The sequence below is a fragment of the Bacteroides graminisolvens DSM 19988 = JCM 15093 genome, from assembly GCF_000428125.1.
GTDB lineage: Bacteria > Bacteroidota > Bacteroidia > Bacteroidales > Bacteroidaceae > Bacteroides > Bacteroides graminisolvens.
The window spans coordinates 1,101,365-1,114,263 of sequence record NZ_ATZI01000001.1; the positions used below are offsets into that span (position 1 = coordinate 1,101,365).

At 42.9% G+C, this 12,899-nt stretch carries 14 protein-coding genes and 2 pseudogenes; 7 read left to right on the top strand and 9 right to left on the bottom strand.

The genetic code is table 11. The features are described 5' to 3' along the window. Window positions 1-28: 28 nt before the first annotated feature. Window positions 29-1,294, top strand: a complete 1,266-nt coding sequence (locus tag C511_RS0104600) for a putative DNA modification/repair radical SAM protein (protein WP_024996867.1) — start codon at window positions 29-31, stop codon at window positions 1,292-1,294. Further along, window positions 1,291-2,058, top strand: coding sequence for a TIGR03915 family putative DNA repair protein (locus tag C511_RS0104605; protein WP_024996866.1), 768 nt, complete (start codon window positions 1,291-1,293; stop codon window positions 2,056-2,058). Before C511_RS0104600 ends, C511_RS0104605 begins: the two co-directional genes overlap by 4 nt. A 1-nt stretch (window position 2,059) precedes the next feature. On the opposite strand, the gene C511_RS0104610 is transcribed toward C511_RS0104605, so the two are convergent. The 4 genes from C511_RS0104610 to C511_RS0104625 all read right to left on the bottom strand — a co-directional run bounded on the left by C511_RS0104610 (window position 2,060) and on the right by C511_RS0104625 (window position 4,075). Continuing rightward, entirely contained in the window at window positions 2,060-2,461 is a 402-nt protein-coding gene (locus tag C511_RS0104610; protein ID WP_024996865.1) for an FKBP-type peptidyl-prolyl cis-trans isomerase, read from the bottom strand. A 36-nt stretch (window positions 2,462-2,497) separates the two neighbouring features. Next, complete coding sequence (locus C511_RS0104615) at window positions 2,498-2,854, bottom strand: winged helix-turn-helix transcriptional regulator (RefSeq protein ID WP_024996864.1); 357 nt, start codon at window positions 2,852-2,854, stop codon at window positions 2,498-2,500. 93 nt (window positions 2,855-2,947) lie between these two features. Continuing rightward, window positions 2,948-3,466 (bottom strand): NAD(P)H-dependent oxidoreductase, encoded by a 519-nt coding sequence (locus tag C511_RS0104620; RefSeq protein WP_024996863.1) that lies wholly within the window; start codon window positions 3,464-3,466, stop codon window positions 2,948-2,950. A gap of 30 nt (window positions 3,467-3,496) precedes the next feature. After that, window positions 3,497-4,075 (bottom strand): YceI family protein, encoded by a 579-nt coding sequence (locus C511_RS0104625; RefSeq protein ID WP_024996862.1) that lies wholly within the window; start codon window positions 4,073-4,075, stop codon window positions 3,497-3,499. Window positions 4,076-4,487: 412 nt separating this feature from the next. Here C511_RS0104625 and C511_RS0104630 point away from each other — a divergent pair, with 412 nt between their 5' ends. Together C511_RS0104630 and C511_RS0104635 are read left to right on the top strand one after the other, a co-directional pair. Continuing rightward, window positions 4,488-6,035, top strand: coding sequence for a rhamnogalacturonan acetylesterase (locus C511_RS0104630; protein ID WP_226992540.1), 1,548 nt, complete (start codon window positions 4,488-4,490; stop codon window positions 6,033-6,035). 59 nt (window positions 6,036-6,094) lie between these two features. After that, window positions 6,095-7,396, top strand: coding sequence for a TIGR01777 family oxidoreductase (locus C511_RS0104635; protein ID WP_024996860.1), 1,302 nt, complete (start codon window positions 6,095-6,097; stop codon window positions 7,394-7,396). A 4-nt stretch (window positions 7,397-7,400) separates the two neighbouring features. On the opposite strand, the gene C511_RS0104640 is transcribed toward C511_RS0104635, so the two are convergent. Beyond that, window positions 7,401-7,700, bottom strand: coding sequence for a nitrous oxide-stimulated promoter family protein (locus C511_RS0104640; protein ID WP_024996859.1), 300 nt, complete (start codon window positions 7,698-7,700; stop codon window positions 7,401-7,403). Between the two features lie 218 nt (window positions 7,701-7,918). On the opposite strand from C511_RS0104640, the pseudogene C511_RS0104645 reads away from it, so the two are divergent. Beyond that, window positions 7,919-8,260 (top strand): annotated as a pseudogene (locus C511_RS0104645) (methionine-R-sulfoxide reductase); the annotation flags it as partial. Between the two features lie 23 nt (window positions 8,261-8,283). Here C511_RS0104645 and C511_RS0104650 read toward each other — a convergent pair. Then, window positions 8,284-9,018 carry an SDR family NAD(P)-dependent oxidoreductase gene (locus tag C511_RS0104650; protein ID WP_024996857.1) on the bottom strand — a complete coding sequence of 245 codons (735 nt, stop codon included), beginning with the start codon at window positions 9,016-9,018 and terminating at the stop codon, window positions 8,284-8,286. A gap of 12 nt (window positions 9,019-9,030) precedes the next feature. Next, window positions 9,031-9,666: a pentapeptide repeat-containing protein gene (locus tag C511_RS0104655; RefSeq protein WP_024996856.1), complete on the bottom strand. Its 636-nt coding sequence runs from the start codon at window positions 9,664-9,666 to the stop codon at window positions 9,031-9,033. Between the two features lie 95 nt (window positions 9,667-9,761). Between C511_RS0104655 and C511_RS0104660 the strand changes: the two genes are divergently transcribed. Continuing rightward, window positions 9,762-10,484, top strand: a complete 723-nt coding sequence (locus tag C511_RS0104660) for an MBL fold metallo-hydrolase (protein ID WP_024996855.1) — start codon at window positions 9,762-9,764, stop codon at window positions 10,482-10,484. A 26-nt stretch (window positions 10,485-10,510) separates the two neighbouring features. Here the strand turns inward: C511_RS0104660 and C511_RS18475 are convergent. After that, window positions 10,511-11,427, bottom strand: a pseudogene (locus tag C511_RS18475) (GNAT family N-acetyltransferase); the annotation flags it as partial. 12 nt (window positions 11,428-11,439) lie between these two features. After that, window positions 11,440-11,976, bottom strand: coding sequence for a hypothetical protein (locus tag C511_RS0104675; RefSeq protein ID WP_024996854.1), 537 nt, complete (start codon window positions 11,974-11,976; stop codon window positions 11,440-11,442). 87 nt (window positions 11,977-12,063) lie between these two features. On the opposite strand from C511_RS0104675, the gene C511_RS0104680 reads away from it, so the two are divergent. After that, window positions 12,064-12,366 carry a GNAT family N-acetyltransferase gene (locus C511_RS0104680; RefSeq protein ID WP_024996853.1) on the top strand — a complete coding sequence of 101 codons (303 nt, stop codon included), beginning with the start codon at window positions 12,064-12,066 and terminating at the stop codon, window positions 12,364-12,366. Window positions 12,367-12,899: the final 533 nt, after the last annotated feature.

Sequence of the window (12,899 nt, forward strand, 5' to 3'; positions counted from 1 at the left end):
ACGATTTTAAGTACTTAAAGTGCTGATTATGAACGCAGATGTGCTCGAAAAATTAAAGATATTGGCTGAGTCGGCCAAGTACGACGTATCTTGTTCGTCTAGTGGAACCGTTCGCTCCAATCAGAAGGGCGCATTGGGGAATACTGTAGGCGGATGGGGCATTTGCCATAGCTTTGCGGAAGATGGTCGTTGCATATCGCTGCTTAAAATCATGCTTACCAATCATTGCATTTATGATTGTGCCTATTGCATCAACCGCCGCAGCAATGATTTGCGACGAGCAACATTCTCCGTTACTGAATTGGTAGAGCTTACAATGGAATTCTATCGTAGGAATTACATTGAAGGACTTTTTTTGAGTTCCGGAGTGGTTCGTAACCCTGATTATACCATGGAGCGACTGGTGCGCGTTGCTAAAGATTTGCGGCAAGTGCATCGGTTTAACGGATATATACACCTTAAAAGTATTCCGGGGGCAAGCCGGGAGTTGGTGAATGAAGCCGGATTATACGCGGATCGATTAAGCGTAAATATTGAAATCCCGAATGAAGAGAGCTTAAAACACCTGGCACCCGAAAAAGACTTTAAGAGTGTCTTTCAACCGATGAAATATATTCAGCAGGGAGTACTTGAGAGCAGTGAAGAGAGAAAGAAATATCGCTATGCACCGCGTTTTGCTCCTGCCGGACAAAGTACGCAGATGATTGTGGGGGCCACTCCTGAAACAGACAAAGACATACTGCGCCTTTCTTCCGTGCTTTATCAACGTCCAACAATGAAGCGCGTTTATTATTCGGGCTATGTTTCGGTGAATACTTACGATAAACGTCTACCAGCGTTGAAACAGCCTCCTTTGGTTCGGGAGAACAGGTTGTATCAGGCCGATTGGCTACTCCGTTTCTACCAATTTAAAGTGGATGAGATTGTCAATGATGCCTATCCTGATCTTGACTTAGAGGTCGATCCTAAGTTGTCGTGGGCATTACGGCATCCCGAACAATTTCCGGTCGATGTGAACAAAGCTGATTACGAATTGCTGTTGCGTGTTCCCGGTATCGGAGTGAAATCGGCTAAGCTCATTATTACTTCTCGCCGTTACGGAAAGTTGGGCAGTTATCAGTTGAAGAAAATAGGGATTGTGATGAAGAAAGCACAGTACTTTATTACCTGCAACGAGTTAACAGTTCGTACAGTCAATGAAATGACGCCTCAAACTGTTCGAAAACTACTTGTGCCGTCGGGTAAGAAAAACCTGGATGACAGGCAATTGTTACTTAACTTTGTTGACGAATGATTGTCTTCCGGTATGATAAAACATTTGAAGGTTTACTTACGGTGGTTTTTGATGCTTATTATCGTCGTACTTTCCCCGATGTATTGCTTGCCGAAGGTGAACCTTTGCCGCTTTTCGTTGATGATAGTTTTACTGTTATTGCTGACGAAGAGAAGTCGAACCGTGTTTGGGCCGGTCTGCAGAAGAAACTGTCAACTTCTGCTCTTTCGTGCATAACCACCTGTTGGCTGTCTGAGCTTCCACACATTGATATGCTTTTGTTTCGTTATATTTGTAAGGCAATTGATTCTCGTCAGTCTATTGAAGTCAACTTTGCCGATCCCGATGTGCTTGAATTAGCACAGATATGGAAAAAAGTATGTGCAGAAAGAAGGCGTATGCTTCAGTTTGTTCGCTTTCAAAAAGCGGCAGACGGAACTTTCTTTGCTGCTTTTGAGCCTATGTATAACGTTCTGGCACTTGCTATTCCTCATTTTAAAGACCGGTTTTCCGATCAAAAGTGGATTATATATGATTTGAAACGCAGTTACGGTTATTATTACGACCTGAATACCGTAGAAGAAATAACGTTAGAAACCGAAGCCGCCCATTTGGTGAGTGGCATGCTTGATGAAACTCAAATGGCAGAAGACGAGAAACTGTTTCAGGAAATGTGGAAAACCTATTTCAAGTCTATCGCCATTAAAGAACGTATCAATCCTAAGCTGCACAAGCAAAACATGCCTGTACGCTATTGGAAACATTTAACCGAAAAACAACTTTGACCTACTTGACTCCGAGTAGTTCCACCTCAAAGATAAGTGTTGAATACGCTTTGATATTACCACATGCTCTTGTACCATACCCCAATTCATACGGAATATAGATGATCCACCGTGATCCGAGAGGCATTGCCGTGAGCGCATGTTGCCAGCCCGTAATAACATCTTTCACGCGAAACACTTCCGGTTTCTTGCGAGCAAATGAATTGTCGAACTCGGTGCCATCAATCATGGTCCCTTTATAATGTACTTTCACCGTGCTTTTGATGGAAGGAACCGGTCCATTTCCTTTTAAAATGACTTTGTATTGAATACCCGAAGGAAGTTCGTTAATTCCCTCATTTTGAAGATTTTCTTCTAGAAACCGAATGTTGGCTTCTTTATACGCCTGATGTTTTAAGCTCATCTTTTTATTTTTAGTAGTACTCTCAATACGCTTTCTTTAATGGTTTTGTTCAAAAAGTAAGCGGTTCTTTTTGATAGATTCTAAGTTTTGTTGACTCCAACCAATCAGGTTGCGTATATGTGGTAACAGTTCTTGCCCCAATTGAGTCAGCGCATATTCTACCCGGGGAGGTATTTCATTATACATTTTCCTTGATAAAATACCATCTGCTTCCAATGACCTCAACGTAGATGTTAGCATTTTCTGAGAGATATCTCCCAATGTTTTATTTATCTCATTAAAACGCATACTTTCCGTATTGCCCAAAATATCTATAATCAATATAGACCATTTACTGCCCACACTGTTTAAAACAGAGCGAACCGGGCAGGCTGATTCTGTTCTTCTTTTCATTGTCATCCTTTTGTTGGTGTATTAATAAACTACACATCTCTGTCTTGCAACGCATGCAAAACAGAGACATGGTATCACTTAGCAACGTGCTGCTTATTTCGTCACGAAATCAATATACTTTTCTACATCCTCTGCAAGTCGTTCGCTTGCATCCGGAGTATATGCACCGTGGAATACATGGTATGAAATGTATTCGGCTCCAACAAACTTGGCGGTCGATTCGAGCGGTTTCAAAATTTGTGCTACAGTTCCGTATACCTCTTCGGTGTATGCTTCCGAAACGCCCGCTGTGGACAAGGCAATGCCAATCTGTTTGCCGGCAAGCTTATTGCCTCCTTCGCCATAACACCAACCTTGCAAAAATACATCGTCGAGCCATTTCTTTAATAAAGGAGTAACGCTGTACCATTGAACCGGAAACTCCAAAATGATGCGATCGTATTGTTCCAGCAAAGCTTGCTCGGCTTGTACGTCAAATTTCCAGTCGGGATATTTGGTATACAGGTTATGTAACTTCACTTCCGGGTGCTTTTGTACTAATGCACTGGTCCATGTCTTGTTAACACCAGATTGTTCAATATGCGGGTGAGCTAAAACTACTATTGTTTTCATAAATTTAATTTGTTATTAATGGTGAATGTATTATTTAGCGGGACTGAATTCCACATCGGCAATAATCTGAATATTATCACTGATTACCGCTTCGGGGAAGTTTGCGCCCAAATTAAAATCAGATCTTTTAATGGTTCCTTTAATTTTGAAACCGGCAGTTTCAGCCTTACTCATGGGGTTAACCACCGTGCCAAAATAAGTAACGTCTAATGTTACAGCTTTGGTTATGCCGTGAAAGCTCAGGTTACCATATAGCTTTCCTTCATTCTGACCGGTCTTTTTCAGGTAAATGCTTTTGAAAGTAAGAACCGGATATTTTTCCGCATCAAAGAAATCGGCAGAGCGCAAATGATTATCGCGCGCTTCAATATCCGTATCAATACTTGCTACCTTTGCCGTAACTGATATTTGAGCATCAGAATAATCGGCTTTTGTTGTAGTTACATCCACACTAAAATCAGCAAAACGACCACTAATTTCAGATATGGTCAAGTGCTTTACAACAAAACCCAGTCGAGAATGTGCCGGATCGTTTTTCCAAACCTTACTTTGAGCCATTGCAGCTGCAGAGCTCAATACTATGACAGATAAAATAAATAACTTCTTCATGACTTCTTATTTTAAATCGTAAAACCTATTTTAATTAATATATAAAGTGTAGCACGTTTATTTTTAGCGCTAACTCTCTTATAGAGAGCAAATGTACAATGTGAAGTTTAACTATGCAAGAGCTTACCACGAAGTTACATGGTTACCTGGAAGTTAGAATTGCATGTTTAGTCTCTTTTGTTATTCGACGAAAATGAATATTTAACTTTTATTATTGCCTTAAAAAGAATAATATAACATGAATGTGAACAATATGCCATGTATACATAAGCATATCCTTTCTATTTTTGCACTCAAACCAATGTTTAAAAGTAGAAAGATGAAGAATCTATTATTATGCAGCCTTTGGGGCTTATTCGGACTTCTGTTATATACAGGATCAGTACACGCACAAAACAACATCACATCACCTATGAAAGATGTGAATAACGTGATTGACAATACACTCGACAGTTTAAATAAGGCGCGAACGGCACGCCCTGTTGCCGGAGCCAGTCGCAAGGGCAACAACCCGGTTCTTTTTTTAGTTGGTAACTCTACGATGCGCACCGGTACGTTAGGTAACGGTAATAACGGGCAGTGGGGCTGGGGCTACTATGCCGGCGACTTTTTTGATACAGATAAGATAACCGTTGAGAATCATGCTCTGGGAGGAACCAGTAGCCGCACCTTTTATACTCGTCTTTGGCCCGATGTACTTAAAGGTATTCGTCCGGGCGATTGGGTAATCATTGAGCTGGGACATAATGACAACGGTCCTTATGACAGCGGACGCGCACGTGCTTCCATTCCCGGTATCGGCAAAGACAGTCTTCCGGTAACCATTAAAGAAACAGGTGTCAAAGAAACTGTTTACACCTATGGTGAATACATGCGTCGGTTTGTGCAGGAGGCAAAAGCCAAAGGAGCGCATCCCATTTTAGTTTCGCTAACTCCTCGTAATGCTTGGGAAGACAAAGACAGTACCATTGTAACGCGAGTAAACAAAACGTTTGGTTTATGGGCAAAACAAATAGCGAAAGAACAGAAGGTTCCTTTCATTGATTTGAATGACATCAGTGCTCGCAAGTTTGAGAAATTCGGGAAAGAAAAGGTTCAGTACCTATTCTATCTGGACCGCATACATACCAGTGCGTTCGGAGCTAAAGTCAATGCCGAGTCGGCTGCAGAAGGAATTCGTGCTTACAAAGGATTGGAGTTGGCTAATTACCTGAAACCGGTTGCAAAAGACACAATCACAGGTTCTAGTCGAAAAAAGGGCCGTCCGGTGTTATTTACCATCGGCGACAGTACCGTTAAGAACAATGACAAAGATGAAAACGGCATGTGGGGCTGGGGGAGCGTTATAGCCGGTGAATTTAACCTGAATAAAATATCCGTTGAAAACTGTGCGATGGCAGGCCGCAGTGCACGTACTTTCCTTGATGAAGGCCGTTGGGACAAAGTTTATAATGCATTAAAGCCCGGTGATTTTGTGCTGATGCAGTTCGGACACAATGACGGTGGTGATATTCATGTAGGCAAAGCTCGTGGCGAACTGCACGGTTCCGGTGAAGAAAGTAAAGTCTTTTTAATGGAGGCAACCGGTAAATATCAGGTAGTATATACATTTGGGTGGTACCTTCGCAAGTTTATTCGAGATGTGAAAGAGAAAGGAGCCATACCTGTAGTGTTAAGTCACACGCCCCGTAACAAGTGGAAGGACGGCCAAATTGAACGTAACACAGACACCTACGGACAGTGGGCGAAAGATGCCGCCGAGAAAGCCGGTGCTTACTATATTGACCTGAATAAACTGTCGGCCGATAAGCTTCAGCAGATGGGACCCGAAAAGGCTGCTGCATTCTTTAATAACGACCATACTCACACTTCACTTCAAGGCGCCCGGATGAATGCCCGGAGCATTGTTGAGGGGTTAAAAGCAACAGATTGTCCGTTGAAAAAGTATTGTACCGATTAATCTATTGATAGCTAAACTTTTCATGTTATATTTGTGTTTTTTAAGAAAACAAGTATAACATGAAAATAGCCATTAGCGGAGCAAGCGGATTTATCGGGAAGCGTCTTTCAGCCTTCTTGGAGTTACAGGGACATCAGATAGTTCCTTTAGGACGTGCTATGTTCCGTGATAACATGTCCGATCAGTTAATCGCTCGCCTTTCACAGTGCGAAGTGGTTATCAATTTGGCAGGGGCAACCATCAATCGCCGGTGGACCACCGAATATAAAAAGGAACTATATAACAGTCGCATCAACGTTACCCGCCGACTGGTACAAACCATCAATTCACTCGAACAGAAACCTCAGTTGTTTATTTCGGCTTCGGCTGTGGGGTATTATCCTACGGAAGGTTGCCATGACGACTACTCGCAGGAGAGGGGAGAAGGCTTCTTGTCTGACCTTTGCTGTCGTTGGGAAGCCGAAGCTGCCAAGGTGCATACCGATACACGCTTGGTGATTACTCGTTTCGGTGTAGTGCTTTCGCCCGACGGAGGCGCATTCAAAGAACTTTCGCGCTCGTTGAAGCTGAAGATGGCCGTAGCAATAGGTCCCGGTAATCAGTATTTTCCATGGATAGACATCCGAGACCTGAACAAGGCCATGCTCCATGTTATTAAGACCACCTCCATTATCGGCATCATTAATTTTGTTGCACCTCATCAAATAACCCAAACCGAGTTGAGAGACAGAATGGCCTGGCGATATAGCAGCTGGTTCAAATTGACGGTTCCGTCTGCCGTTATTCGTTTCTTTATGGGAGAAGCATCGAATTTCCTTACTACAGGTCAATGCGTTATCCCTGCCACGCTGGAAGAAACAGGCTTTGAATTCTCGGCGAATGACATTGATGAATTTCTGGCTGACACGACTAAGTGGACCGTCCGAAAAATAGATTTGTCGCGTTACATGGGCAAATGGTACGAGATAGCCCGTTTTGAGAATCGGTTTGAACGCAATCTGACTCGCGTGACGGCGGAGTACACTTTACTATCTGGTAACAAGATACGTGTCGTTAACAGCGGCTACCTAAACGGAGAACTGAATGTTTCGGAAGGAAAAGCATACGTGCCCGATCCGGATACGCCCGGCAAATTGAAAGTCGCCTTTTTCCTTTGGTTCTACAGTGACTACTACATATTGGAACTCGATGAAGTGAATTACAATTACGTGCTTATAGGAAGTAGCAACAATAACTATTTGTGGATATTAAGCCGCACGCCGCAATTGCCGGATGACGTTAAGAAAATGCTGCTTTACAAAGCCGAACGAAGAGGATACGATATCTCCCGTTTGCTTTGGGTGAAACAAAGCGAGGAATAGTCGTCTATTTTTTCAGCCAATGTTTTATAACCTGCCATGGAGCGTAAAGTAACATTCGCGGTCCGGCAAAACGCATCACCTTTTTAATCTCTTTGCGTTTCTGGGGTGAGTAGCAATGAATCTTGCAATACTTGCACATGCCTTTTTGTTCGCCAAACGGACAATGATCTAATCGGGCATGTGCATAAGCAATCAGTTCCTTACAAGAGGCACAAAGTTCCTGATTCCCTTCTTTCTTTTCACAGTAAAGCCTGATCATTCGCTCTACTGTTCTTTTTTCCTTATCTATCTTTGATATTGTCATAGCAAATGCAAATATAACGAATCTGTTTGTTTAAGTATGTCAAACAGCCCATTGCTTTGAACTATTAACTAAAAGCCACTGTTTCTATAATAGAATAAACAAAGATGAAGGTAACAGATTTGATATGGATTTTTATGTTGTCGGTCAGCCTGATGGGCTTGAAGCAGATGCAACGTGAAACAGAAGAGAAAGGAAAACCTGTTCAGAAAGGATATGTTATGAAAGAATTAACCCCCGAAGAAAAGAGAGTGATTGTGGATAAAGGGACTGAGCGTCCCTTCCAAGGCAAATACTACCAGCATAAAGCAGACGGTACCTATTGCTGCAAACGTTGCGGAGCCCCTCTGTACCGGTCGGACGATAAATTTGATGCCGGTTGCGGATGGCCCAGTTTTGACGATGAGATAAAAGGTGCTGTAAAACGTGTGCCCGATGCCGACGGGCGAAGAACGGAGATACAATGTGCTCGTTGCGGAGCACATTTGGGACACGTATTTTTGGGCGAAGGGTTCACTTCAAAGAACACCCGCCATTGCGTCAACTCCATCTCGCTCGATTTTGAGGAGAAAAAGCCTTGATCGCTTTATGATTTATCGTTGCGTATGGGCAGTCTTTCCCACACCCAGCGAGGTATAAGCTGCCAGAAGAAAACGAGTATGGCATAACGTGTGTCGATAATCGCCACGCGTTTTTTATTGGTAAGCGCTTTCACAATGTGTTGGGCCGTGCTATCGGCACGCATCAACAACGGATATTTCCGGTTCTTTAGCAAAGCGGTAGCCACAAAGCCCGGACGAATGTCCGTAAACTGTATGGATAACCTCTCCATGCGTGCCAGTTGAGCCAAAGCATCTATGTAAGTGTTTTGAAAACGCTTCGTAGCCGAATAAGCAGGTGCCGACCCCAATCCTTTGGTACCGGCAACGGAACTGATTACTGCCAGGTGTCCGCTACCCTGTTCCTTAAAGAAGCGATAGGCAGTCGTCACCATTCGTATAAACCCTTCTACATTGGTTCGTGCGGTATTCAATTCAATTTCGGGCTCCAGTTTTACATTCTGGCTACCGATGCCCGAACTGAGTAAGAACAAATCCATTCCCCCCAGCTTTTCGATGAGGCTTTGAAGTTGTTCGGGTGCATCGGCACATGTAACATCAATCACCTGCGTTTTTACTTGTGCAGGTGCGGTAGCCGCTAAGGCCGTTAAAGCCTCCTCGCGCCGACCGGCAATACCTACCTGCCACCCTTGGGCAATGTATATTTTAGCAATTTCCTCTCCAATGCCCGACGTAGCACCTATTATAATAACCTTTTTCATACTATTCCTTCATTAAACAACGATAACTCCCAGCAACTTGGCCAACTCTACAGCCTGCATGCTGTTTACAACGGCTCCCCGCAATTCATTGCCGGTAAGACGGATGCCATTAATTTCGCAGGTACTTAAATCAATATCCCTCAGTTTGCTTTGATGAAATTCTGCTTCGGTGAAGTTGCACTGATTGAACTCCGTGAAGCCGAATGCGCAATTCTCGGCAGCACATCTACTCATATCCGATTCGCTAAATAGGGCATGGTGAAACTTACTGCCCGAGAAAATAACGTAAGGAGCACTGCAATGACTGAAAGAAACGTGATTAAAGGTTCCTTCCGAGAAGTTAGTCCCCATTAGTTTGCAATCAACAAAGCTAACCCTGTTAAAGGCACATTCATGCAATTTGACGTTTGACAAATCGCAGCTTCTGAATTCCACATCACAGAATCTCGACTTATGCAAGTCGCACTCACGGAATATGCACTGATTAAAGATACAAGTTTGTACGTCTAGCAATGATTTCGAAATCTCATGAGCCGTTTGTGCCGTAAATAGCCGGCCTTCAATATCCTCGGTCAGTTCGGCAACCAGGTTACTCAGATCTTCGTTTTCCTGAAGCTTTTTGGGTATGCGAGGAGAAGAAATTTTCATTAGTTAATCGTTTTTATTATTTATGCAGCAACAAAAGTAGCAATATCTTTTTAAATTTATCTATATTTGTGTGTGAACCATAAAAGTAAAATGATATGAAACGAAACATGGTGTTGGGGTTGCTTTGTGCACTTGCCGCAGTTCTTTGGGCAAAACCCCTTGAAACAGATACGTTTAAAACCAAATCGGGTAAGGACGTTGTTATTACCTTCATTAAACACGGTAGCTTGATGCTTTCGTACAACGGGAAATACATTCAGATAGATCCTGTTTCACAATATGCCGATTACCAGTCGTTCCCCAAAGCAGATGTGATACTTATTACACATGAACATGCCGATCATCTAGATTTGCAAGCCATTCAGGCAGTCAGTAAAAATCAAACCGAAGTACTGATTAATGAATCCGGTTACAAAAAACTGGAAAAAGGAAACATACTTAAGAATGGCGATGAGGCCTTTATCTTGGGTGATGTTAAGGTTGAGGCTGTTCCGGCTTACAATACCACGGTGGGAAGAGAGATGTATCACCCCCGCCACCGTGATAACGGTTATGTGCTTACGTTTGACGGACTACGCATTTACGTAGCGGGAGATACGGAAGACATTCCCGAACTCAAAGAACTGAAAGAGATTGATGTGGCTTTTCTGCCCGTGAACCAGCCTTACACCATGACGGTTGATCAGGCTGCTCGTGCAGCACGCATGTTCTCGCCCAAAGTCCTTTACCCGTATCATTACGGCAGTACCGCCATTGATGAATTACCGGCTAAACTCAAAGGAAGTGGCGTTGAAGTGCGCATCAGACAAATGCAGTAAGGTTACTTTTTATACACCTCCTTCGTTAGATAATAACAAAGATGATCCAATACCTTTTCGTCGTAAGTAACTTCCGCCTGATGCAATAAACCTTCGTAAACAAAGCCGTTGCGTTTGAGCACCTGCTGCGAACGTTCATTATGCGGGTAGCAGTTGGCCGTTACCAGATTCAGGTTGAGAGTGGAAAATCCAAACTTCAAGACAGCTTGTGTGGCTTCGGACATGTAACCCTTTCCCCAGCAAGATTCCTTTAACCAATAGCCCAGCATGCCACTGTGCGGATTTTCCCGTTTGGGATCGGGAACAAGTCCGATGGAACCGATGATTCTGTCGGTCTCTTTCAGTACCACTGCCCATACATTGTTTTCACTCTCAATGAAAAAAGATTTCAGAATAGCCAATGATTCTTCTTTGCTTTCATGCGGTTTCCAACCGGCATTATTGCCTAGGTTGGGATTCTGGCAACACTCAAAAAAATCATCGATGTCGGTCTCTTCGAATCGCCTTAAAATCAAGCGGTTTGTTTCTATATAATTCTTATTCATACTTATGCTTCTTTTTGAAATACACATTCTATTCTGTTGCCGTCAGGATCGAGCACCACACTTTCAAAGTAGCCATCTCCCGAAGTTCGCGGCTCACCTGCAATGACATACCCGTCGGCCCTTAATCTTTCTGTTTGCCGCAGAACCTCTTCCCGACTACCGAAAGTGAAAGCCATGTGCGTTAAACCCAGTCGGTTTTCCTCTATGGGCAGGTTTTGCACATCGGTGCGGCTCATTAACTCCAGACTCGTTTCACCGTCGAAAGCAATGAAATAAGATTCAAAGCCTTTGGTGCTGTTGACGTACTTCTGATTACTTTTTCCGTTAAAATAACGCGTGTAGAAATCTCTTAACTCTTCCAGTTTGTATGTCCAGATAGCGATGTGATGTAGTTTCATATTCTTTCTTTGTTATTGTTTTAGTATACCTCTTTTTTTAGTGATCGCCTTGTAAATGTTTCGACGAACAGCCCTCACGGCGGGTGATAATAAATCGGGTTCCATGATCTCTATCAGGTTACGATATTCCTGCAAAAGCTCCGGAATGTGTCGGCACATTTCATAAGCCAGCTTCATGCAAAGCATTTGTGTGGCGGGCAATTCCTGTTTCGACATCATTCTTTCGAGGCAGAAGTCTAAGAAATCGGTTCTGAATTCTTCCGGAACGGGCTGTCGACAAAGCACATTCAGCAAAATGCGTCGCTTGCCCGTATGTGTGCAATTCATCACCAAGTCAATCAATTGGTTTTGTTTGTCAAACAGCAAACGGTTATCTTCCTCGTTCAAGTGTGTGCACACCCATAGAGCCTGGAAAGAAGTGGTAACGTCTTCCTCAAAGATTAAGTCATACAGCTCTTTGATTGACTTTTCATCTCCCCCGATGTGGAGCAACAGCTGTCGCACCTGGTTCATGCCGATTCGTTTGGATAGTTGCGTCTTCAGATTCATGCAAGCAAAGGTAATAATACTTTGTTAGGCTGCACTTGTTATATAAAATAATTTTATATATTTGGGCGAACCCTAAAATATAAAGTTATGGATATAGTACATGATAAAGAAAAAAGTAAGTTCCGTGTTGAAGTTGATGGTGTAACGGCTTACGTAGCCTATACACTTGCCGACGGAGCGTTGGACATTCGGCATACTATTGTTCCCGAAGAAATAGGAGGGCGTGGCATTGCGTCTGCCTTGGTTAAGGCTACGTATGATTATGCCTTGGAAAACGGATACAAGCCCGTTGCAACCTGTTCGTACGCTGTTGTTTGGCTGCAACGGCATCCTGAATACAAGGGAACCACCGGTGCCGACTTTGGAGGCGAAGGAAGCTGTGCTCTTTAGCAACCGGTGCTAACGCGACACACCTCCCAGAAAATAAAAAAGTGTGGTTTACCATCACTTACCCTCACTAACTACACTAAAACCCTTTGCAGAAAGGGGTTTTAGTGTAGTGATAGTAAAAGATGTCTACCACTAAAAACGGTGTTTTACTATCACTATCCATCACTTTTAACAATGTATACAGATTCGTTAACTACAATTTAACTGAAATCTCGTCGATGTTTGGCTCATTTCGAGCCTTTTCTGATAATAAACAGTCTTTTTTGCTTTGATTCATCTCCTAAATGGACTTTCATTCGTGACATAACCCTTTTAACTTCGTGAATTCTGCCAACGGATACTTGTACATGGGTTGTTGTTTTCCTCATAAAATGTAATAACCTGATAAAAGAACCACAATGATTTGGAATTGACAGGATAATGTATTATCTTTGTACTTATAATCTTATAGTATATTCAAATTATTATAGGCGCAAAGGCAGGAGCTCATACTCTTGCCTTTTTTTATGTCTTAGCGGTTTATGATTGCATTT